Origin of the sequence: Streptomyces durmitorensis, assembly GCF_023498005.1 — a bacterium.
Classification (GTDB): domain Bacteria; phylum Actinomycetota; class Actinomycetes; order Streptomycetales; family Streptomycetaceae; genus Streptomyces; species Streptomyces durmitorensis.
The window spans coordinates 7,393,544-7,415,490 of record NZ_CP097289.1 but is presented as its reverse complement, the minus strand read 5'-3'; the positions used below and the strand labels follow the sequence as shown (position 1 = coordinate 7,415,490).

The window sequence follows — 21,947 nt, the reverse complement described above, 5'->3', positions numbered from 1 at the left end:
GTAGTGAGGTACCGTGCGGGCATGACTTCTACGTACGCTGTACTTAGTGAAGGTCTGGAGAAGCGCTTCGGGGACGTCCACGCCCTGCGAGGGCTCGACCTCGCCGTTCCCGAGGGCACCGTCTGCGGGCTGCTCGGCCCCAACGGGGCGGGCAAGACGACGGCGGTGCGGCTGCTCACCACGCTCCAGACACCGGATGCCGGGACCGCGCGCGTCGCGGGGCACGACGTGGTGCGGGAAGCCGCGACGGTGCGGCGGCTCATCGGGGTGACCGGGCAGTACGCCTCCGTCGACGGGGATCTGACCGGGCGGCAGAATCTACGGCTCTTCGCCCGGCTGCTGCGGGCGCCGCGGGCGCGGGGCGATGAGCTGCTGGAGCGGTTCGGCCTGGTGGACGCCGCCGACCGTCCCGCTCGCACCTACTCCGGCGGCATGCGACGGCGGCTCGACCTCGCGGCGAGTCTTCTGGTGCGGCCCCGCGTCCTCTTCCTCGACGAGCCCACCACCGGGCTCGACCCGCACAGCCGGGGCGGCATCTGGGACGCCGTACGGGAACTGGCCGCCGAGGGGACGACGGTGGTGCTGACCACGCAGTATCTGGAGGAGGCGGATCAGCTCGCCGATGACGTCGTCCTGATCGACGGGGGGCGGGTGGCGCATCGCGGTACGCCCACCGCGCTGAAGGCGCAGATCGGTAGTTACGTCGAGGTCGTCCTGCCGCAGGACGCGGCGACGCAGGCGCTGGCCGCTGCCGCGGTCGTCCTTGACCAGTTGACCGGCTCCGAGCCCGTCCTCGACGCCGGGCGCCGGACCGCGGGGGCGGTTGCCCTCGACCCTTCGCTGACGCTGCCCCGGATCGTGCGTGAGCTGGACTCGGCCGGGGTTCCTGTCGTCGACGCGACACTTCGGGCCCCGACTCTCGACGAGGTCTTCCTGCGGCTCGTCGCCCGCGTCTCCTGAACCGCCGCTTCGCGGCGGATGTTTCCCGCCCACCCACCCGATCACCCCGCAGCTCCGAACGCGATCGCCCGCGTTCAGGCGCGGGCGGGTGTTCCCGGACCCCTGGAGGTTCCCCTTGAGCGCCATCCTCTACGACGGCACCGCCGTCCTCGGCCGGCATCTTCAGCGCATCAAGCACGCGCCCGCCATCCTCCTCATGACGCAGACGATGCCCATCGTCTTCCTGCTCTTCTTCGGCTACGTCTTCGGCAGCGCCCTGGCCATGCCCGGCGCCGACTACCGCGCCTTCCTCGTCCCGGGCATGCTCGTCGCGACCGCCGCGAACGGCATCATGACCGGCATGTTCACCGCCGCCCAGGACTCCCACCGGGGCGTCATGGACCGGTTCCGCACGCTGCCCATGAGCCGCTCGGCCGTCCCGCTCGGGCAGGCCGCCGCCGATCTGCTGACCACCGCCGTGGGGCTCGTGCCGCTGATGCTCGTCGGGGTCGCCATGGGCTGGCGGATCGAGGGCGGCCCGCTCCAAGCCCTGGGCGCCTTCTTCCTGTTGCTGCTCTTCCGGTTCGCGACGACCTGGGTCGGCATCCTGCTCGGGCTCGCGTCGCAGAGCGAGGAGGCGGCGGGGCAGCTGGGCGGCGCGACGTTCATGCTCCCGCTGCTCTCGAACGCGTACATCCCCGCCGACGGACTCCCCGGGTGGCTGCGCACCATCGCCGAGTGGAACCCGATCAGCGCGGTGGCCACGGCGGTGCGTGACCTGTGCGGCAACGCTCCCGTGCCTCAGGGCGCCGCCTGGCCGGTGGCGCACCCCGTGGCCGGGTCGGTCCTCTGGTCGCTCGCGCTGCTCGCCGTGTGCGTGCCGCTCGCCGTCCGCCGGTACACGCGCGGGGGACGGTGAGCGGACTTCCGCGCTCTCCTTCAGGGCTTCGGGACGCACTACTTCTGGGGTTCGAGCTCCGGCCCCAGCGAGGAGAACTTCTCCTGGGAGACGACCCGCTTCGGCGGCCACGTGATGTTCGCGGGCGGCCACTTCTGGCCCGTCTTCTTCAAGAACCACGCCGGGGGTTCGTACATCGGCGGCTCATAGCCGTCCGGCAGCGCGGTCTTCCAACTGACGCCCTTCGTACGGTCCTTGAACTCGTCCTTGACCGCCTTGAGGCGCTCGGGCTGTGTGATCAGGTCGACCGCGGTCGCCGCCAGATACTTCGCCGCGGCGATCACCGCGGCCTGGCCGGGTGCCGCCGCCGCGCAGGCGGCGGTGGACCAGGTGTGCATCTTGGTGCCGATGGGGGCGAGCGCGGCGCCCATCGAGACCGTGGGGACGTTCCAGCTGATGTCGGCGACGTCCGTCGAGCCGCCGCCCATGAACACCGGGTTGGGCGGGGTCAGTTCACCGACCTTGTCGTGCATGCCCTTCTGGGGAAGACCGAGGGACTCCTGGAGCTCCTTGGCCAACTCGTGTGCCTCGTCGGAGAATTGGGGCGGGCCTATCTCCCGCATGTTCGCGTGCAGGAGTTCGGCGAAGGCCTTGGCCGGGAGCTGGTTCCAGCAGGCCGATGTGACGCGGTGGCGGACGGTCGTCTGCGACGCCTTCGCGGCCGCCTCGGAGACCGCGATCACCTTGTCCAGGAGGACCTGGACGCGGGCGGGGCTGCCTTCGCGTACGTAGTACGAAATCTCGGAGATCTCCGCGGTGACGTTCGGGATGTCACCGCCGTTGTTGATCACCCAGTGCAGCCGGCCGCTCGGCGCCAGGTTCTCCTCGCGCAGGAACTCCGACATCGTCGCCATCATCACGGCCGCGTCGAGGGCGGACTTGTTGCCGAGCGGGGTGCCGCCGTGCCCGGCCACACCCAGGAAGGTGAAGGTGACGGCGGTCATCGCGGTGGTGCTGCCCCAGCCCGTCGCGTTGGCCGTGGAGGGGTGCCAGTCCAGGAACGCGTCGAGGCCGTCGTACACACCCTTGCTGACGGCGTACGTCTTGCCGATCAGCATCTCCTCGGCCGTGGAGCCGAAGAACTTCACGGTGACGGGCAGCCGGTGCTTCTTGGCGGCCTGCGCGACGGCCGCCGCCGCTGCCGCCGCCGCGGTGCCGAGCGCGCTGTGGCCGCAGCCGTGGCCGGGGCCGTAGCTGGGCGCGAAGGGGTCGTGGATGTACTCGCGCGGATCGTGGTGGCCCACGCCCTTGTTCTGCGAGAGGCCGGGCAGCGCGTCGTACTCGCCGCTGAAGCCGAGGACGGGGCCGCCCTTGCCGTGCGTGAAGGTCGCGGTGAACGCCGTCGGGAAGCCGGCGGTGCCGAACTTCACGTCGAATCCGGCCTGTTCGAGGAAATCGGCCTCGGCGATGGAGGATTTCCACTCGCGCAGGGACAGCTCGGCGTTGTCCCAGATCTCGGCGTTCAGGCCGGTGATCCGGTCGTCGTGGGAGGTGATCCAGTCGAGCGCCGCGCGCTTGGCGGGGGTGTCGGCCGCGAGGCCGTCGGGGGCTTCGTAGGCAGCGGGGCTGTCGTCGGCACCGGCGGCCATCGCCGGGTCCGCTTCGGCGGTCATGACACCGGCGGTGACACCGGCCGCGCCGAGGAGCTGCATGATGCGGCGGCGACTCAGGGTCGGACCGCTCGCGGGGAGTGCCTCATGCTCATGCTGATCGTGCAGGTCACACACGCGCACCTCCGGGGGTGAGGTTGGGTGTATCGGCCAAACAATCAGCCACATTGGGGCCGGAAAGTTGCGGCGTCAACAGGTGCGCATGACACGGGTGTTACGCGTGGGGCGAGATGAGTGACGTGTGGTGTGCGGGAAGGGGCGGGTGGATGGGAGCAATCCGCCGCTGAGCGGCGGCCGAACCCCCGACCACCCGCGGTCAGCGACCCCCAAAGAGCGACCGCCGCAGCCTGCGCAAGGGAGCGAAGAGGGAGACCCTCCGCACACGTGCACCTCGGCCACTGTGGTCATGCGCGCCCCGTGAGGTCAGCTCACGCATCAGCAGCGTCGCCTCCGCCGTCTCACGCTGCGGAACGGCGGGGCCGCCCAGCACTGCGAGATGGCGGTCGAGACGCGAGCTGGTCGCGCTGCTCCCGCAGGTGATCGCAGGGACACGCGCCCTGCTGCGCACCGTTATCTGTTCCATGTCACTCCCCACCCGTACGAGGGCACCCGGCCCAGGGCAGGTTAACCCTATCGCCCCGTCCCGACACCCGTGTATCCCGGTCACAGGATTCACCTACCCAGTAAGGAGGTTGACGATTACTCTCCGAATCCAACTGATTCCAGGGCGAGTTGGACAAGAGGGGCGGAAGTGGGCCTCTCTGAGCCCCCATCGGGTTCGATGGTCACGGCCAGTGACGCCCCGGACGCACTCAGGCCTGCGGCGATCACGGGCGTTTCGCCGTCGAGCAGGCCCAGCGAACGGGGCGCCGAGGCGGGCCGCATCACCCACAGTTGGTGCACCCGGCCCCGGGGCGGCGCCCCGAGCCCTGTGACGGTCACCACGGCGCGCCGCCTGGACTCGGACGCGACGACGTTGATGCCGCGCCCCCACGCGTCCCTCTCCGCGCTCGCGCGGGCGTCCGGCGCGGCCAGGACGTGGGCGATCTCACGTGCATCGGCGCGCTCGCGGTCGATCCGGCCGTCGGAACGGACCAGCTGGACGGCGAGGATCACGGACGCGGCCAGCGCGAGCACGAGCGCGAGCGCCGCCAGGGAGGTGAAGGCTCCGACGGGAACACCTGAGGGAACAAGGAGCGCGCGGGCGCGCGGGGGCGCGCTCGGAGTGACGGGCGCCCGCGGGGGCGGCTCCTGCTCCGTCGTACGTACGGCGGCAAGGACCCGCTCGCGCAGGGCGGGCGGCGCGGGTGCCGCCGCCGCGCCCGCCAGGCGTACGGCACCCTCCCCCATCTCCCTGGCCTCCGTCCGGCAGGGCGCGCAGCGGGTCAGATGCCGTTCGAAGCGGCGCAGTTCGCGGGGGTCGAGGGCGTCCAGGGCGTAGGGGACGGCCAGGGAGTGGACGGCCCGGCGAAGGCGCGGGCTCCGGGCGAAGGGCGCGGGCTCGCTGGTGTGCCGCCGTACGTCCCGACCCGCGTCGCGCTTCACGCCCCGTCTCATGCCGCGCCTCACGTGGCGGCGCCGAGGCAGTCGCGCAGGCGCAGCAGCCCGTCCCGCATCCGCGTCTTGACGGTGCCGAGCGGGACGGACAGACGTCCGGCAACTTCGCGATACGTATAGCCGTCGTAGTAGGCGAGGGTGACGGCCTGGCGCTGGAGGTCGGTGAGCCGTCGGAGGCAGCGGCGCACCCATTCGCGCTCCAGCCTGCCCTCGACCGCCTCGGCGACCTGGTCGAAGGCGGGCACTTCGCCGCGCTCGGCCACGCGCCGTTCGCGGTCGCTCGCCGCGCGGGCGCTGCGGACCCGGTCCACCGCCCTGCGATGGGCGAGCGTGAGGATCCAGGAGAGTGCGCTGCCGCGCGCCGGATCGAAGCGGCCCGCCGTCCGCCAGAGTTCCAGCAGCACCTCCTGGACCACTTCCTCGGACTGCGCCGGGTCGCGCAGGACGCGGCGGACCAGTCCGTAGACCGGCCCCGAGACCAGGCCGTACAGCTTCTCGAACGCCGACTGGTCACCCTCCGCGACCCGTGGCAGCAGCTCGTCGGGCTCCATGCGGGTCCCCTCCCCCTCGTCCCGGCCCGGTGGCGCGTCGCCCCGCGGGCCGGGTGGCTTCGTGCCTCTCGCCCCGGGATTCGGGGCGAGCGAAGGCACCGGATTGGCAACAGGGGCAATCCGTCCGGCCGTTGGCCGCGAATGGGATGCGTCAGGCGGCTTGCGCGCGCTGTGCGCGGGGTCGCGCGAGGAACAGTAAGGACGGACGCGATGACAGCTATCGCCAAGAGCCGAGCGGGGCGACGCAGCAGGCGTGGCCTCGCCGCGCTCGTGTGTGGCGCGCTGGCCGCCGGGGGGCTCGCAGCCGCCGGCGTGACGGCACTGGAACCGGAGGCGGCCGACGCCTCCAGTCACCGGGAGGCTCCGCTGATCTCGGGGCAGCCTCAGTACGACAACACGGACGTGTACGCGTTCGTGAGCCCGGACAAGCCCGACTCCACGACGATCGTGGCGAACTGGCTGCCCTTCGAGGAGCCCGCGGGCGGACCCAACTTCTATCCGTGGGCCGACGACGCCCAGTACGACGTCCACATCGACAGCGACGGCGACGCGCAGGGCGATCTGCTCTACCGGTGGACGTTCGACACGAAGACCAGGAACGGCGACACGTTCCTCTACAACACCGGGCCCGTGACGAGCCTCGACGATCCCGACCTGAACGTGACGCAGACGTACGACCTGGAGCTGATCAAGCTCAAGGGCCAGAAGGCCGTCTCGACCACGAAGGTCGCCGACGACGTGCCCGCGGCGCCGTCGCACGTCGGCAAGGCGTCCATGCCGAACTACAAGAAGCTGCGCGATCAGGCCGTGCGCCCGGTCAAGGGCGGTGGCTCGGCGTTCGCGGGACAGGCCGACGATCCGTTCTTCCTGGATCTGCGGGTGTTCGACCTGCTGTACGGCGGCGATCTGTCGGAGGTCGGGAACGACACCCTCAAGGGCTACAACGTGAACTCGCTCGCCCTTCAGGTGCCGACCGAGCAGATACGGCAGTCGGAGAAGCAGCCCACCGTCGGCATCTGGTCGACGACGCAGCGCAAGAACGCGAGCGGCAAGTGGACCCAGGTCTCGCGCCTGGGCAATCCGCTGGTCAACGAGGTCGTCGTGCCGCAGAAGGACAAGGACAAGTTCAACGCGTCCTCGCCCTGGAACGACGCGGACTTCCTGAAGTACGTGACCAAGCCCGAGCTGCCGAAGCTCCTGGAGAAGATCTACAAGCTGAAGGCGCCCGCCGAGCCGCGCAACGATCTCGTGTCGGTGTTCCTGACCGGCGTGAAGGGTCTCAACCAGCCGCCGGGGGTCAGGCCCGCCGAGGCGCTGCGGCTCAACACGTCCGTCAAGCCCGCGGATTCGCCGAAGCGGCTCGGGGTTCTCGACGGTGACAACGCCGGGTTCCCGAACGGGAGGCGGCTCGCCGATGACGTCGTCGACATCGAGTTGCAGGCCGTCGAGGGCGAACTCACCGGCAACAAGAACGACTTGGGCGACGCGGTGGACGTCAACGACCAGAAGTTCGGCGGGACCTTCCCGTACGTGGCGTTGCCCACGTCCGGGTCCCGTGGGCCGCTGGCCAAGGACGGCGGCTCCGACAGCTCGGCGCGCGACGCGCTGAACGGCGGGGCCGTGCCTGGACGTCCGGCGGCCGGGGGTGGCGACGACACCGATGCGGTGCTGGTCGCTTCCGGGGCCGCGGGGGCTGCGGGGGTGCTCCTTGTCGGGCTCGGGCTTGCGTGGTGGCGCAGGCGGGCTGCGGGGGCCGCGGGTGGCGCAGGGGGTGGCGGGCTGACCGGCTGACGGCTCCCCCTTTGTGACCGGCGCGGCTCGCATTCATCCCCCTGCGGGCCGCGCCCTCTCCTCTCTCTTTCTCTCTTCGTCGACTTGTCAAGGAAGGTCCAGTGATGGCATTACCTCGTCCTGCCGGTCGGTCCGTGGTGGCCGCGGTCGCTCTCGCGCTCGCGATCACCGGGGGCGCCGTCGTGGCCGGCGGTGAGGGCGGGCCGGACCGGAGGCCCCCGTCGTCCGCCGCCGCCGTGGCGCCCGGCGCACTGCGGGGTGCCGATCTCGATCGTGGTATCGAGGCACTGCAATCCCATCTGCGGGACCAGTCAAGGGACTTCGGAGCGTGGGCGTCGCTGGGGACCGCCTACGTCGAACAGGCCCGTACGCAGGGTGACCCGTCGCGGTACCGCGAGGCGGAACGCGCACTCGACCGGTCCCTGGAGCTTCGGCCCCGCAATGACGCGGGGCTCGCGGGGCGGGCGGCGCTGGCCGCGGCCCGGCACGACTTCGCGGGGGCGTTGCGCCACGCGGAGGCCGCGCTTGAAGTGAACCCCTACAGCGAGGGGGCGTTGGCGTCCCGGATCGATGCGCTGGTCGAGCTCGGGCGGTACGGGGCTGCGGCGCGGGCCGCTGACGAGGCGGATGCGCGGCGGCCCGGGGTGCCGGTGTTCACGCGGTACGCGTATGTGCGGGAGCTCCGGGGCGATGTGGCGGGGGCGCGGCGGGCCCTGTCGCAGGCGATCGGCTCGGGCGCGGGCTCGGGGTCCGGTGGTGGGGATGTCGCGTACGTGGCCACCGCACTGGGGCAACTCGCCTGGCGGCAGGGCGAGTACGGGGAGGCGCTGAAGCAGTGCGGGCGGGCTCTGCGAGTCGACGCCTCGTATCTTCCGGCGCTGGAGTGCCGGGCCCGTGCGTGGGCCGGGCAGGGCAGGACGGGGCAGGCGATACGGACGCTGCGGGAGGTGGTGGCGCGGGCGCCGCTGCCGGGGCCGTTGGTCGCGCTGGGCGAGTTGTACGAGGCGCGGGGCGAGCGGGGTGACGCGGCGAAGGCCCGGGAGCAGTACGCGCTGGTGTCCGCGTGGGTGTCGCTGGCTCGGGCGAACGGGGTGAACGCGGATCTGGACGCGGCGATCGCGTTGACGGATCACGGGACGCAGGAGGAACGGAAAGCGGCGTTGCAGGCGGCGCGGGCGGAGTGGGGCAGGCGGCACACGGTCCACACGGCGGACGCGCTGGCCTGGGCCCTGCATGTGGCCGGCCGCTCGGAGGAGGCCCTGCCGTACGCACGCCGGGCCACGGCCACGGGGTTCCGCGAGGCGTCGTTCATGTACCACCGGGGTGTGATCGAGGGGGCGGCGGGTGACGCGGATGCGGCTCGGCGGTGGAAGTCGGCGGCGCGGGATCTGCGGGGTCTGCGGGGCCTGGGGGCGGCGTCGTGAGGTCGCCTCACGCCGCCTTGGGGGCGGGGCCGCGCCGGTATGTCCGTCCTCGCTATCGTCCGGTGGCCGCGGGGCTGCTTCGCTGCCGGAGCGCAGGAAACCGTGCTCCGGGCAGACATACCGGCACGTCCCCTCACGTCTCGATGGCGTCTGCGGGCGCGTGGGCCCCGGGCTCCTATGGCGATGGATCCCTCCCCGCCTGTTACGTCCCCCGGGAAAGCTTGTTCGTCCAGGGTCGGATGCGGGGTTACGGGCGGGTGGGCGGGAAAGGCCTGTTCGTCCAGAGGCGGATGCGGGGCAATCGGGCGGGTGGGCGGGAAGGCTCGTTCGCCCAGGGGCGGATGCGGGGGCGGACCGCTCGGGCGGCAAGCATCGCGAGGCAGCGGTGAAGCGGCGGGCCCTCGCCCTAGGGGGCGCCGTGGCCGCGGGGCTGGTCCTCGCCCTCCTCCCGGCCGGACAGGCCACCGCGCACCCCCTGGGCAACTTCACCGTCAATGGGTACGACGGGCTCGTGGTGAGCCCCGGACACCTTCGGGTCGACCACGTCGAGGACCTCGCCGAGATACCGGCCACTCAGGCCATGCCCCGCATCAAGCGCGTAGGCATGGAGAGTTGGGCCGGCGAGCGGTGCGCGGACGCCGCCCGCGGCAGCTGGCTGCGGGTGGACGGGCGGGCGGCAGAGCTCCGCGTGGAGCAGGCTCGGGCGGTCACCCGGGACGGGCAGGCCGGGCTGCCCACCCTCCGCGTGGAGTGCGAGCTCGGCACCCCGCTCCCCGGGACGCCGAGCTCGCCGCCCGCTTCGAAGCCGCCGGACAGCCGGGACCCGGGTGGCGCGAAGTCACCGCCCAGGGGGATCGGATGACCCTGAGCTCCTCCGACGTACCGGCGGCTTCCCTCTCCAAGCGCCTCACCCGCTACCCGGAGCGCCTGCTCGACTCGCCGCCCGGCGAGGACTCCGCCGCCCTGCGCATCACCCCCGGCGGCCCCGCCCTGAGCCAGGAGAAGCCAGAAGCACCGGCCTCCGTACTGCCGCGCGGCGCGGACCGGTGGACCCAGGCACTTACCGGCCTCGTCGCCCGCCACGACCTCACCCCCGGCTTCGCCGGACTCGCCCTGGCCATCGCCCTGTCGCTGGGGGCCCTGCACGCCCTCGCGCCGGGGCACGGCAAGACGCTGATGGCCGCGAGCGCCGCCGCGAGGGGGCGCGCCTCCCTGCGGGACGTCCTCCCCCTCGCCGCCTCCGTGACCGTCACGCACACCCTCGGTGTGACCGCCCTCGGCCTGCTCGTGGCGGGAGGCTCCGCCGCCGCCCCGTCCGTCATCGCCTGGCTGGGAGTGGTCAGCGGCGTCCTCGTCACCGGAGCGGGAGCCCTGCTCCTGCGCAGGGCCTGGCGCCGGCAGCACAGGCATGCCCGTCATCAACATCAGCATTCCCATCACCACCATGCGCCTCCCTCCCTCCGCGGCGCCCTCTTCCTCGGCTTCGCCGGCGGCCTCGTGCCCAGCCCGTCCGCCGTCGTCGTGCTCGTCGGCGCCGCCGCCCTGGGCGAGGCCTGGTTCGGCCTTCTGCTCGTCCTCGCGTACGGCGTGGGGCTCGCCGTCACGCTGACGGCCGCCGGGTTCCTCGTGGTGCGGGTCGGGTCCCTCGGCGGGCGGCGGGTCCACGGGCCCCGGTGGCTGCACCGGGCCACGCACCGTTTCCTGCCGCTCGGCTCCGCCTGTGTCGTACTCGCCCTCGGGTGTGGATTGGTGTTCAAAGGGGCTGCAACAGCGCTCGGTTGAGATAGTTTTGTGGAGAATCGCACGGCTGCGGATGGGGGACCCCCGTGAGCGACGACGAGCGTGTGATCGCGGGGCGCTACCGCCTCCTTTCCCCTCTGGGCGAGGGCGGCATGGGCACGGTCTGGCGGGCCCGCGACGAAGTCCTCGGCCGCGAGGTCGCGGTCAAGGAAGTGCGCGCCCCCGCCGGGCTCCCGGCCAGTGAGGTCGACCGGCTGTACGCCCGCCTGGAGCGCGAGGCGTGGGCCGCCGCCCGTATCCCGCACCGCAACGTGGTGACGGTCTATGACGTGGCGAGCGAGGACGGGCGGCCGTGGATCGTCATGGAGATCGTGCGGGGGCTCTCACTGTCCGACGTCCTGGACGCGGAGGGCCCGATGCCTCCGCAGCGCGCCGCCCGCATCGGCGCCGAGGTCCTCGCCGCCCTGCGCGCCGCCCACGACGCCGGGGTCCTGCACCGCGACGTCAAGCCCGGCAACGTACTCATCGCGAACGACGGGCGGGTCGTCCTCACCGACTTCGGGATCGCCATGGTGGAGGGGAGTTCGGCCCTCACCATGACCGGTGAGGTGGTGGGCTCGCCCGAATTCCTCGCCCCGGAGCGGGCGTTGGGGCGCAGGCCAGGACCCGAGTCCGATCTGTGGTCGCTGGGCGTGCTGCTCTACGCGGCCGTCGAGGGCAGTTCGCCGTTCCGGCAGGACACCCCGCTCAGTACGTTGCGTGCGGTCGTCGACGAGGAGTTGCCGCCGCCCCGGAACGCGGGTCCGCTGGTCCCCGTCATCGAAGGGCTGCTGCGCAAGGACCCCGCCGCCCGGATCTCCGCCGCCGAGGCCGAGCACCAGCTGCGGCTCGTCGCGGCGGGTGGCACCCCGCGGGTGGAGACTCCCCTGCCGTACATGCCCACCGTCACGTCGCAGCAGCAACAGCAGCAGCAGCAGCCCTGGGCGCCGACTCCGCCGGGCGGGCAGGAACCCCTGGTCGCCACGACCACCACCACGGCTCCGACGCGTTCGCGCCGCGCGGTGTTCGTCTTCGCCGCGGGCCTGGTCGCCCTCGCGCTCGCCCTGGCCGGACTGACGTACGCCCTGGTCAATCGTGACGACGGCGGCGGGGGCGGCAGCGGCGGCGGCTCGTCCGAGGGCTCGGGAGGCGGGGACAGCGGCGGGAGCGGCGGCGGCTCCGACGGGGGCAAGAGCGGCGGCACCAGCACGTCGGGCGGGAGTGACGGCGGAGGGTCGGGCGACGGCGGTGGCAGTGACGGCGGTTCCACCGACGGTGGCTCCACGGACGGCGGCGGAAACGGCGGAGGGTCGACCACCCACCCGCAACAATCCGTGAAGGTCTCGGTCGTCGGCGCGAACACGCAGTACAGCGGCGCCTGTCCGCCCGCCGCCGGTCAGGCCCCTTCGTTCACCGCGACGTTCACCGTGGGGCGGGTCCCGGTGACCGTCGACTACCGCTGGGTGACCAAGTCGGGCGAGCCGAGCGACCCCGGCTGGAAGACGCTCAGCTTCGCCTCCGGCGGAGGCAAGACCAAGCAGGTGCACCACACGGAGTCCGTCGCGGGCGAGCCGGGCTCGACGTATCAGAACTCGATCAGCGTGGAGGTGCGCAGCCCGGTCGAGGCCACGTCGAACTCCGTCGCGTACTCGGTGACATGCGAGAAGGAGACCCCGACGGACGGGGCCTCCTCCTATGCGCCGGACTCAGGGGGTCAGGACGCCGCCGCGCTGAACACAGGGAGGTAGCCGCCGGACTGGCCCGCGGCCTTGGGGTGGTAGGACTCGCCGATGTTGGTCCAGTTCACGCTGTGCAGCCACGCGTCGCCCGAGCAGATCTCGTGCCCGGTGAAGGCGGAGGACACGTCGCCGAAGGCGAAGCCGTGGTCGGCGGCGCGCTTGGCCGTGGTGGAGTTGAGGAGGTCGGCTGCGCCGTTGATGGCGCTGCGCTCCTTCTCGGAGAGGCCGGCGAGGCAGCCGCCGCCGAGCTTGTAGAAGCGGGGGTAGCCGAGCACGACGACCTGGGCGGCCGGTGCCTTCGCGCTGATCGCCGTGTAGACCTTGTCGAGGTTGCCGGGCAGCGTCGTCTCGACGTAACTGCGCGCCGTCGCGATCCGCGCCAGACAGTTGCTCTCGGACTGCAGGACGCAGGTCGTCATGACGTCGGCGAAGCCGGCGTCGTTGCCTCCCACAGAGACGCTGACCAGACCCGTTCCGGAGCCGAGCGGGCCGAGCTGGTTGGCCACGACGTCACCCGTACGAGCGCCCGAGCAGGCCGTGAAGTTGAAGCTGGAGGGTGAGTTGGCGGCTGCCCAGAGCGCGGGGTACGCGCGCGGGGTGCGCTTGCAGTCGCCGCTTCCGCTGTCGTATCCGCCGGCTCCGACACCGGACGAGTAGGAGTCGCCGAGTGCCACATACCCGGTGGCCGCGGCCTGTTGGCCGGATTGCTGGTCCGCTTGAGCCGCTGTGGCCCCGGTGAGGGCGAAGGCGGTGGCGAGGAGGAGTGAGGAAACGTATGCCGTGATTCGGGACAATCTCATGGAACCTCCCTTAGCAGGATTTCTGCCACGACTGTGGTACCACTCCCCTCAGGTCGCCGGTAGTGTGCATGTCAATGAGTTCGCCTGCAATTCCCTTGCCCGCGCAGTGAGTTCCCTTCCGGTTCAAGGGCCCGACGGCGAACATCTCCACACTCCCTCCGCATCTTGACGCGCTGCCGTCGACTGCGCGACATTGAAGCCCGGCATCCGGCGCGTCGGGGGGCAAAGTCGCCAATGCAGACCATCGGGATCAAGGCACCGTCATCAGACACCGGGCAAGGGCCCGAGGACCCGTCGAGCCGTCGCGAAGACGCGCTGTTGCTGCTCGCGGGCATGGCTGTGGCGGTGGGCGCGGTCGGCGCGATGCTCGCGCTCACGGACATCGAATCCCCGCTGCGCGCCCCCTTCACCCTGTTCTTCCTGCTGGCCGCCCCCGGCAGCGCGATCGGCGCCGCCCTCAAGGGACTTGAGCCATGGGGCCGGATCATTGCTTCCGTTTCCGGGGCGGTCGCGGTCAACCTGTTGGTGGCCCAGGCGATGCTGGCGCTGCACATGTGGTCGGTACGCGGCGGGGTCGCCGCCCTCACCGTGATCGGCTCGCTCATCTACCTGCTGGTACTGGTACGGCGGCTGCGAAGCCGTACCCCGACGAGGCGGACCTCCTGACGTGGACATCACTGTGCACCGCCCCGGAGAACTCACCGCTGCGGACCGGGTGGCCTGGACAGCGCTGCAGTCCAAGGCCCACCTGAACGGCTCACCCGAGCTGGGCAATCCTTTCCTCTCCCCCGAGTTCACCCTTTCGGTGGGCCAGTGGCGGCGCGGGGTGCGGATCGCGGTCGTACGCGAGGCCGGTGAACCCGCGGCGTTCTTCCCGTTCGAGAGATCCATCACCGGCATCGGCCGGGCCATCGGCCTGGGCGTCTCCGACTGCCAGGGCCTGGTGCACCGGCCCGGCTTCACCTGGGACGCACGGGAGCTGTTGCGGGCCTGCGGGCTCGCGATGTACGAGTTCGACCATCTGGCCGGCGGCCAGCGGCCGTTCGAGGCAGGCGCCTCCGGCTCCTTCGCCTCCCCCGTCATGGACATCGACCAGGGGTACGAGGCATATCTGCGCCAGCTCAAGGTGAAGTCACCGAAGTTCACCCGCACGACACTCGCCAAGGAGCGCAGGCTCAGCCGCGACCACGGCACCGTTCGCTACGTGCACGACGAGCGCGACCCCGCGGCCCTTCGCACCCTGATGGAGTGGAAGTCGGCCCAGTACCGCAGGACGGGCCGCAGCGACCGCTTCGCGCACACCTGGATCAGCCAGCTCGTGCGGCAGCTCTTCCACACCAGGTCCGACCAGTTCGCCGGCATCCTCTCCGTGCTGTACGTCGGCGACGTGCCGGTCGCCGGTCACTTCGGACTGCGCTCCGAGCGGGTCTTCGCCCAGTGGTTCCCGGCCTACGACCCGGCGTTCGCCAAGTACTCGCCCGGCCTGATCCTGCATCTGCGCATGGCCGAGGCGGCCGCCGCCGACGGCATCGCGTACATGGATCTCGGACGGGGCCAGAAGCAGTACAAGGACTCCCTGAAGACGCGCGAACTCACCGTGTCCGAGGGATGGGTGGCTCTGCGCCATCCGGCAGCGATCGGACACCGGGCGCGGCGCGCTCCGGTACGGGCACTGCGCAACACCGTCTTGTCACGTCCGGAATTATTCGAACCGGCCGACAAGCTGCTGAAACGCATGGGCCAAATTCGATCAAGAAAGAAGGAATAAGGGGGCACAGCAAGGAACGGGGCACTCCATATGTGTCCACCAAGACCGGCCAAATCATCAAAAGGGTGAGGCCACGTTCCAGGTCTTGCCATACGGTCTCAATCATCAATACCGTCGTACATCCACCCGCATCGGTCCATCACGCAGTGCGATCTAGGGGAGGGCTCAAGATCGCGGTGGTACCGGCGCGGGGCGCGGTAGGGGGGTGCCGTGCTCGGCGACTGAATTCTGCCGGGTCACGTCCCGCGCGATGCCAGCTCACTCGGCATGCACGGAGATCCATTTCGTCATGCGTAAGTGAGAACCCCCCTTTCGAACCGGATACATAGCCGGACCGCCCGGGGGTGGGCGGTCCACCGGACGAGAGGGATCAGACTCAATGAGTTCTTTTGTGCGCCCGGCCGCAGAGCCCGGGCAAGACCCGTTAAACCAGCCGATGCTGTCCGGGAACTACCGGGCGATTTCCACGCACCTGGCGATCACACCGCCGGTGAGTGTCGTGATTCCCGCGATGAACGAAGCGGAGAACCTTCCCTACGTCTTCAAGACACTGCCCGACTGGATCCACGAGGTCGTCCTTGTCGACGGCAATTCCACCGATGACACGGTGGCCGTGGCCCGCGAGCTGTGGCCGGACGTGAAGGTCGTAAGACAGCTCGGCAAGGGCAAGGGCGACGCCCTGATCACCGGATTCGAGGCGTGCTCCGGCGACATCATCGTGATGGTCGACGCGGACGGCTCCGCCGACGGGCACGAGATCGTCAGCTATGTCTCCGCCCTCGTCTCGGGCGCGGACTTCGCCAAGGGATCACGGTTCGCCAACGGCGGCGCCACGGACGACATGACGCCGATCCGCAAGCTCGGCAACCACGTCCTGTGCTCCGTCGTGAACGCCAAGTTCGGCGCCCGCTACACCGACCTGTGCTACGGCTACAACGCCTTCTGGAAGCACTGCCTCGACAAGATCGACCTCGACTGCACGGGCTTCGAGGTGGAGACCCTGATGAACATCAGGGTGGTCAAGGCCGGGCTCAAGGTGCAGGAGATCCCCAGCCACGAGTACCTGCGCATCCACGGCGTCAGCAACCTCAGCGCCGTGCGCGACGGCCTGCGGGTCCTGAAGGTGATCCTCACGGAGCGCTCCAACCGCCGCGGGCAGCGCCGCCGCACGCGCGGTGTCCCCTTCCGCACGCGCCAGGGAGAGGTGTCTTGAGCGTTTCCGGACGCCACGGGGGAAGCACGGTGGCGGGCATCTCCGTCGTCATCTGCGTCTACACCGAGGACCGCTGGGAGGACATCCTCGCGGCGGTCGCCTCGGTGCGGGCGCAGTCACTGGCGGCGCTTGAGACGCTTCTCGTGGTGGACCACAACGCCTCGCTGCTCGACCGGCTCGCCAAGGAGTTCAAGGAGACCGAAGGGGTGCGGGTGCTCGCCAACGCGGGCCCCCGCGGCCTCTCCGCGGGCCGCAACACCGGCATCGCCGCCACCAGCGGCGAGGTCATCGCCTTCCTCGACGACGACGCCGTCGCCGAGCGGGACTGGCTGCACCACTTCGCCGAGGGGTACGCCGACCCGAAGGTCTTCGCGGTCGGCGGGCGCACGATGCCCGTCTGGGAGTCCCGGCGCAGGCCCGCCTGGTTCCCCGAGGAGTTCGACTGGGTCGTCGGCTGTACGTACAAGGGGCTGCCCGAGGGCCGTGTGCGGGTGCGTAACGTCCTGGGCGGCAACGCCTCCTTCCGTCGTACGGCGTTCGAGGCGGCGGGCGGCTTCGCGACCGGCATCGGGCGCGACGGCGACAAGCGTCCGCTGGGCTGCGAGGAGACGGAGCTGTGCATCCGGCTCACCCGGGCGAGGCCGGACGCGATCCTGCTCATCGACGACCGCGCGGTGATCCACCACCGCGTTCCCGCGGCGCGGGAGCGCTTCCACTACTTCCGCACACGGACGTACGCGGAGGGCCTCTCCAAGGCGCTCGTGGCCCGAAGCGTCGGTGCGGGCAAGGGACTTGAGTCCGAACGCCGCTATGCCACGCGCGTCCTGCCCGCCGGTGTCGGGCGGGGGCTGCGTGACGCGCTGCTCGCCCGTCCGGGCGGCGCGGGCCGCGCGGGAGCCATTGTGGCGGGCGTGGTGACGGCGGCCGGGGGGTACGTCCTCGGCAGTCTCCGCGCGCGCAGGGGAGGCGCCACTTTCTCGGTCGTGGAGATCGAGAAGGATGCGGACGGTGAGAAGGGGGCTGCCGCATGAGCACGGCACGGACCGGCCGAGGGGGGCCACCATGAACGCTCCCGTTCCGATACTCATGTATCACTCGATCGCGCATGAACCAACCCTGGAGACACGGGCGTTGTCCGTGTCTCCAGGGGCGTTCACCGAGCAGCTCGAGCTGCTCGGCGAGCGCGGGTTCACGCCGCTGAGCACGGCCGGGCTCGCCGCCATCTGGCGCACCCCCGGCCGGACGCTGCCCGCCAGGCCCGTCCTGATCACCTTCGACGACGGCTACGAAGGCGTGCACCGGCACGCCCTGCCCGTGCTCGCCAAGCACGGCTTCGCCTCGACGCTCTTCGTCTCCACCGGCTGGCTGCGCGGCGCGCACGACACCGGGGGCGGTCTCGACGTGATGCTCGGCTGGGACCAGGTACGCGAACTGGCCGCCGCGGGCACGGAGATCGGCGGGCACAGCCACACGCACCCGCAGCTCGACCAGCTGGACGACGACGACCTCTGGTTCGAACTGCGCCGCTGCAAGGAGATCGTCACCGACGAACTCGGCACCGACCCCGCCTCCTTCGCCTACCCGTACGGCTATTCGAGCCGCCGGGTGCGCCGCATGGTGCGCGGCGCCGGATTCGCCCAGTCGCTCGCGGTCGGCAACGCCCTCGCACGGCGCAGCCAGGGGCCTTATGCCCTCCAGCGGGTGACCGTGCGCCGCTCCACCGGCATCGAGGAGTTCGAGCGGCTCGTCGAGGGCCGCGCGATCGCCCGCAATTTCGCCAGGGACCGTGCCCACACCAAGGGATACGCCGTGGTCCGCAGAGCCCGACAGGCCCGCCGGAAGGCAACTCGTACCCGTGTCTGACACGTCGACCGCCCAGGCAGACGTCTCTGGGACTCCGAGCACCGAACAGCAGCAGCCGTCCGGCAAGTCGGGCAGGCCGCGCAGATTACGCCTGCCCGGCGGGGGCGGCGGCTCCGGCGGTGGGAGTCCGCTGTTCCGCAATGCCTACGCCCTGATGCTGAACACCGGCATCTCCGGCGTGCTCGGCCTCGGATTCTGGCTGGCCGCCGCTCGGTACTACTCCGAGTCGGCCGTCGGCCAGGGCTCGGCGGCGATCGCCGCCATGAAGTTCCTGGCGGGACTCACCGCCCTCACGCTGATGGGGGCCCTCGCCCGCTTCATCCCCGTCGCAGGGCGCGCCACGGGCAGGCTCATCTTCCGTACCTACGCGGGAAGTTCGCTGGTCGTGGCGTGCGCCGCGCTGATCTTCCTGTTCACGCTCGACCTGTGGGGGCCCTCGTACAAATTCCTGAACGGACCGCTGAACGGCCTCGGCTTCATGGCCGCGGTCGTCGCCTGGTCGCTGCTCACCCTCCAGGACGGCGTGCTCACGGGGCTGCGCAGCGCGCTGTGGGTGCCGGTCGGCAACACCATCTTCTCGGTCGTCAAGCTGGGGCTGCTCATCGCGTTCGCCGCGGCGATCCCGACGGCCGGCGTGTTCGTGTCGTGGGTCGCCGCGATCGCCCTGTCGGTCATCCCGCTCGGCTATCTGGTGTTCCGGCGGCTCGTGCCACGGCACGTGAAGGCCACCCAGGACAAGGCGCAGCCGCCCACGCTGCGCGAGATCGGCCGCTTCCTGGCGGGCGACTACACCGGCTCGCTCTTCTCGCTCGCCGTGGTCTATCTCGTACCGGTGATCGTCGCCTCACAGGTCAGCTCGGTCGACAACGCGTACTTCTACATCACCACCACGATCGGCGGCACGGTCAACCTGCTCGCCATCAACATGGGGGCCTCGCTGACCGTCGAGGGCGCGCACGACCCGGCGCGGCTCGCGGCCAACACCCGGGCCGCGCTGCGCCGCATGGCGCGCATCATGCTGCCGGTGTGCGGTCTGCTCTTCATCGGCGCGCCCTTCATCCTGCGGGTCTTCGGCCAGGGGTACGCGGACGCGGCGACGCCGCTGCTGCGCTGGTTCGCGGTGGGCGCGGCGCTGCGGGTCGTCATGGAGACGTACTTCGCGGTGCAGCGCGCGCAGAGCCGCACCTCCGGGATCGCCTGGATGCAGGGCCTGTTGTGCGTCCTCGTGCTCGGTCTGACGCTGATCCTGCTGCCGCGGATGGGGCTCACGGGCGCGGGCGTCGCCGAGATCTCCAGCCTCGCGGTGATCGTGGCGATCGCGGCGCCGAAGCTGTACCGGGTGGCGCGGGGCGTGCCCGCCTCCGCGTCGGACGACGGCGGCGCACCGGACGGCGACCTCGCCGATCTGGGAACGCCCGAGGCGCCGCACCCGCCCACCGCCCCGGAGCTGGAGCAGAAGAAGGAACGGCGCGGGCCCGCGTGGGCGCTGCGCGAGACACTGGATTCTCAGACCCTGCAGCTGGCCGTGCAGACCGACTTCGAGCATCCGGAGCGCAGGCCCGACATGCGTCCCGGACCCGGAACGCCGGCGTCCGGAACAGCTGTGTCCGGAACACCCGTCTCCGGAACACCGGCCTTCGGGAAGGCCGCTTCCGGTGGGCCTGCTGCCGGGAAGCCCGCTTCCGAGAGGTCCGCGGGCACGGGGGACGCGGGCACGGGGGACGAGGGCACGGGGGACGAGGGCACGGGGGACGAGGGGGACGACATGGAGCACCGGCCGACCTGGGCGCTGAGAACACCGCTCAAGCCACGTGAGACGGGACCGTCCTCACCGATCCCCGCCTCCGTCTCCTCCGCCGTCACCGCGCCCGCCGAGGAGCCGGGCACCGACGCACGCGCGGCAGAGCCGTCCACCGGGTCCGCCGTCCCGCCCGAACCGCACCCACGCCGCCGCACCCTCTTCATGGCGCTGCTCCTCGCCTTCGCGCTCGCCCTCTACTGGCTGCCCGTCGTGGGCTTCGCCGAGGCGGACCTGGACGCGATGGGCGGCCTCGGGCTCATCTCCGTCCTGCCCGTGCCGACGCTCCTCGGGGCCGCGCTGCTCGTCGTCGTCTTCGCCTCGCTGCTCTGGATGGAACGGCCGCACAAGGCACTGCTCCTGGTGACGCTGATCGCCACGGTGGTGTGCCTGCACGCGCTGCCCGCCGTGCTCGAGGACGAGCCGCGGTTCGCGACGGCCTGGCAGCACCTGGGCTTCATGGAGTACATCGACAGGACCGGCTCCGCGGTGCCCGACCTGGACGCGCGCTGGAGCTGGCCCGGGTTCTTCGCCGCGGCCACGTTCGTGGCCAAGGCGTGCGGCGTCTCGGACATGACCGAGGTCATCCGCTGGTGGCCGCTGGCCATGCAACTGCTCTATCTGGCGCCGATGTTCCTGCTCGTGCGCTCCATGCGGGCGTCCTGGCGCGCCAAGTGGGCCGGCCTGTGGATCTTCGCCCTGAGCGGCTGGGTCGGCCAGGACTACTTCTCCCCGCAGGGCTTCACGTACCTCCTCTATCTGGTGTTCGTCGCGGTGCTCCTGGTGTGGTTCCGTGCACCGCACGTGCTGTGGGCCAAGCGCCGCCCCGGAGAGCTGGAGGTCGAGCCCGTCGACCGGCGCCAGCGCGCGGTGCTCCTCGTGGTCCTGGTCGCCCTGTTCGCGGCGACGGTCCCCGCGCACCAGCTCACGCCATTCGTGATGCTCGGCGTGCTCGCCGTCCTCGTCCTGGTGGGCCGCTCGGAGCTGCGCGGCCTGCCGATCCTCTTCGCGGTCTTCGTCGCCGTCTGGGTGGGCTTCCTCGCGGAGCCGTACTGGTCGGGGCACTTCGACGAGCTGTTCGGCGGCATCGGCGGCGTCGGCGGCAATGTGTCGTCGTCGGTGTCCGGGCGGATCGAGGGCGGCAGCTCGGCCCACAAACTCGTCCTGTACGCGCGCGTGGCGCTGGCCGGTGGCGTCATGGCCCTCGCCTGCTGGGGCTGGTGGCGGCGGCGCGACCACAAGTACACGGAGCGCTCGCTGCTCGTCCTGACCTTCGTGCCGTTCCTGGGCTTCGGCATGCAGTCGTACGGCGGCGAAATGGCCCTGCGGGTCTTCATGTTCGCGCTGCCCGGCGCCGCGCTCCTGGCGGGGCTCGCGCTCTTCCCGCGGGCGGGCATCACCGCGAAGGAGCGGGACCGCGACCGGGTGAGTCTGGCGCCCCTAGCCGCACTGATGGCGGGACTCGTCCTGATGGGCGGCTTCCTGGTGGCGCGCTGGGGCAACGAAGCCTTCGAGCGGACCCGGGCCGGCGAGGTCGCCGCGATGGAGTACGTGTACGAGCACGACGACCCGACGGTGCGGCTGCTGTGGATGAGCGACGACACCGTCAACAACGTGACACCCGCGATGCCGTGGGGCACGCGGGACATGGAGAAGGTCCAGTACGTCCCGACCCTCGCCCCGGCCGACCCGGTCCTGGTCTCCAGCCTGGTGAAGGCGCTCAAGGACGCGGGCCCCAACTCGTATCTGATGATCAACAAGAGCCAGACGGTCTATCTCCAGATGGACGTGGGCTACTCAAGGACCTGGGACTCCCGGCTGATCACGAACCTCGACAACCGCCAGGAGCTGAAGAAGGTCCTCACGAACGACGACGCGACCCTCTACACGCTGCGCAAGCAGCCGAACGGCGCGGTCGAGAAGGCCGCTCCCGGCCCGATCGGCCCGCAGGTGACGTGGACTCCCTGGTCGGTGATCGGCGCGCTCGCGGCGATCGCCGTGATCCTGCTGCTCGCCACCCGCGAGGTCGTGCGGGTGGCGGTGGAGCCGAGCGTGCGGCAGCTGCGCTGGCTGCAGAGCAGCTTCTGGTTCTCGCTGCCGCTGCTCGCCGTGCTGCTCGCCTCGCTGATCCAGCGGTTCCTGACGATGGCGTGACGT

General features: G+C 71.1%; 16 protein-coding genes and 1 pseudogene. 12 read left to right on the top strand and 5 right to left on the bottom strand.

Going from position 1 to position 21,947, the window contains the following annotated elements; all coding sequences use genetic code 11:
* The first annotated feature begins 21 nt into the window (after positions 1-21).
* On the top strand, positions 22-960 hold the full coding sequence (locus tag M4V62_RS33125) for an ATP-binding cassette domain-containing protein (RefSeq protein WP_249590867.1): 939 nt from the start codon (positions 22-24) through the stop codon (positions 958-960).
* A 115-nt stretch (positions 961-1,075) separates the two neighbouring features.
* Positions 1,076-1,858, top strand: a complete 783-nt coding sequence (locus M4V62_RS33120; RefSeq protein ID WP_249590866.1) for an ABC transporter permease — start codon at positions 1,076-1,078, stop codon at positions 1,856-1,858.
* Between the two features lie 38 nt (positions 1,859-1,896).
* Here the strand turns inward: M4V62_RS33120 and M4V62_RS33115 are convergent, their stop codons facing one another.
* From M4V62_RS33115 to M4V62_RS33100, 4 genes are all read right to left on the bottom strand, one after another.
* On the bottom strand, positions 1,897-3,624 hold the full coding sequence (locus M4V62_RS33115; RefSeq protein WP_249590865.1) for an amidohydrolase: 1,728 nt from the start codon (positions 3,622-3,624) through the stop codon (positions 1,897-1,899).
* Positions 3,625-3,823: 199 nt separating this feature from the next.
* Complete coding sequence (locus M4V62_RS33110; RefSeq protein WP_160504136.1) at positions 3,824-4,090, bottom strand: hypothetical protein; 267 nt, start codon at positions 4,088-4,090, stop codon at positions 3,824-3,826.
* Between the two features lie 116 nt (positions 4,091-4,206).
* Positions 4,207-4,959 (bottom strand): anti-sigma factor, encoded by a 753-nt coding sequence (locus M4V62_RS33105; RefSeq protein ID WP_249593114.1) that lies wholly within the window; start codon positions 4,957-4,959, stop codon positions 4,207-4,209.
* A 113-nt stretch (positions 4,960-5,072) separates the two neighbouring features.
* Positions 5,073-5,615, bottom strand: a complete 543-nt coding sequence (locus M4V62_RS33100) for a sigma-70 family RNA polymerase sigma factor (RefSeq protein WP_249590864.1) — start codon at positions 5,613-5,615, stop codon at positions 5,073-5,075.
* Between the two features lie 210 nt (positions 5,616-5,825).
* Here M4V62_RS33100 and M4V62_RS33095 point away from each other — a divergent pair, with 210 nt between their 5' ends.
* The 4 genes and pseudogenes from M4V62_RS33095 to M4V62_RS33080 all read left to right on the top strand — a co-directional run bounded on the left by M4V62_RS33095 (position 5,826) and on the right by M4V62_RS33080 (position 12,357).
* On the top strand, positions 5,826-7,406 hold the full coding sequence (locus M4V62_RS33095) for a DUF4331 domain-containing protein (RefSeq protein ID WP_249590863.1): 1,581 nt from the start codon (positions 5,826-5,828) through the stop codon (positions 7,404-7,406).
* A gap of 104 nt (positions 7,407-7,510) precedes the next feature.
* Positions 7,511-8,830: a tetratricopeptide repeat protein gene (locus tag M4V62_RS33090; protein ID WP_249590862.1), complete on the top strand. Its 1,320-nt coding sequence runs from the start codon at positions 7,511-7,513 to the stop codon at positions 8,828-8,830.
* A 385-nt stretch (positions 8,831-9,215) separates the two neighbouring features.
* Positions 9,216-10,612: pseudogene (locus tag M4V62_RS33085) on the top strand (urease accessory protein UreH domain-containing protein).
* A 110-nt stretch (positions 10,613-10,722) separates the two neighbouring features.
* On the top strand, positions 10,723-12,357 hold the full coding sequence (locus M4V62_RS33080) for a serine/threonine-protein kinase (protein ID WP_425575303.1): 1,635 nt from the start codon (positions 10,723-10,725) through the stop codon (positions 12,355-12,357).
* Here the strand turns inward: M4V62_RS33080 and M4V62_RS33075 are convergent.
* Positions 12,324-13,148 carry an SGNH/GDSL hydrolase family protein gene (locus M4V62_RS33075; RefSeq protein ID WP_249590860.1) on the bottom strand — a complete coding sequence of 275 codons (825 nt, stop codon included), beginning with the start codon at positions 13,146-13,148 and terminating at the stop codon, positions 12,324-12,326. The genes M4V62_RS33080 and M4V62_RS33075 overlap by 34 nt on opposite strands.
* A gap of 234 nt (positions 13,149-13,382) precedes the next feature.
* Here M4V62_RS33075 and M4V62_RS33070 point away from each other — a divergent pair, with 234 nt between their 5' ends.
* From M4V62_RS33070 to M4V62_RS33045, 6 genes are all read left to right on the top strand, one after another.
* Positions 13,383-13,814: a DUF1616 domain-containing protein gene (locus M4V62_RS33070; protein ID WP_249590859.1), complete on the top strand. Its 432-nt coding sequence runs from the start codon at positions 13,383-13,385 to the stop codon at positions 13,812-13,814.
* A 1-nt stretch (position 13,815) separates the two neighbouring features.
* On the top strand, positions 13,816-14,916 hold the full coding sequence (locus M4V62_RS33065) for a GNAT family N-acetyltransferase (protein WP_249590858.1): 1,101 nt from the start codon (positions 13,816-13,818) through the stop codon (positions 14,914-14,916).
* Between the two features lie 379 nt (positions 14,917-15,295).
* Positions 15,296-16,129: a glycosyltransferase family 2 protein gene (locus tag M4V62_RS33060; protein WP_249590857.1), complete on the top strand. Its 834-nt coding sequence runs from the start codon at positions 15,296-15,298 to the stop codon at positions 16,127-16,129.
* The gene (locus M4V62_RS33055; protein ID WP_425575298.1) at positions 16,126-17,160 is read left to right on the top strand and encodes a glycosyltransferase family 2 protein; all 1,035 of its coding nucleotides are present in this window, start codon (positions 16,126-16,128) and stop codon (positions 17,158-17,160) included. The genes M4V62_RS33060 and M4V62_RS33055 overlap by 4 nt, the downstream gene beginning before the upstream one ends.
* Positions 17,161-17,191: 31 nt before the next feature.
* Entirely contained in the window at positions 17,192-17,992 is an 801-nt protein-coding gene (locus tag M4V62_RS33050; RefSeq protein WP_249590856.1) for a polysaccharide deacetylase family protein, read from the top strand.
* The gene (locus M4V62_RS33045; RefSeq protein WP_425575299.1) at positions 17,985-21,944 is read left to right on the top strand and encodes a lipopolysaccharide biosynthesis protein; all 3,960 of its coding nucleotides are present in this window, start codon (positions 17,985-17,987) and stop codon (positions 21,942-21,944) included. Before M4V62_RS33050 ends, M4V62_RS33045 begins: the two co-directional genes overlap by 8 nt.
* The last annotated feature ends 3 nt before the right edge of the window (positions 21,945-21,947 follow it).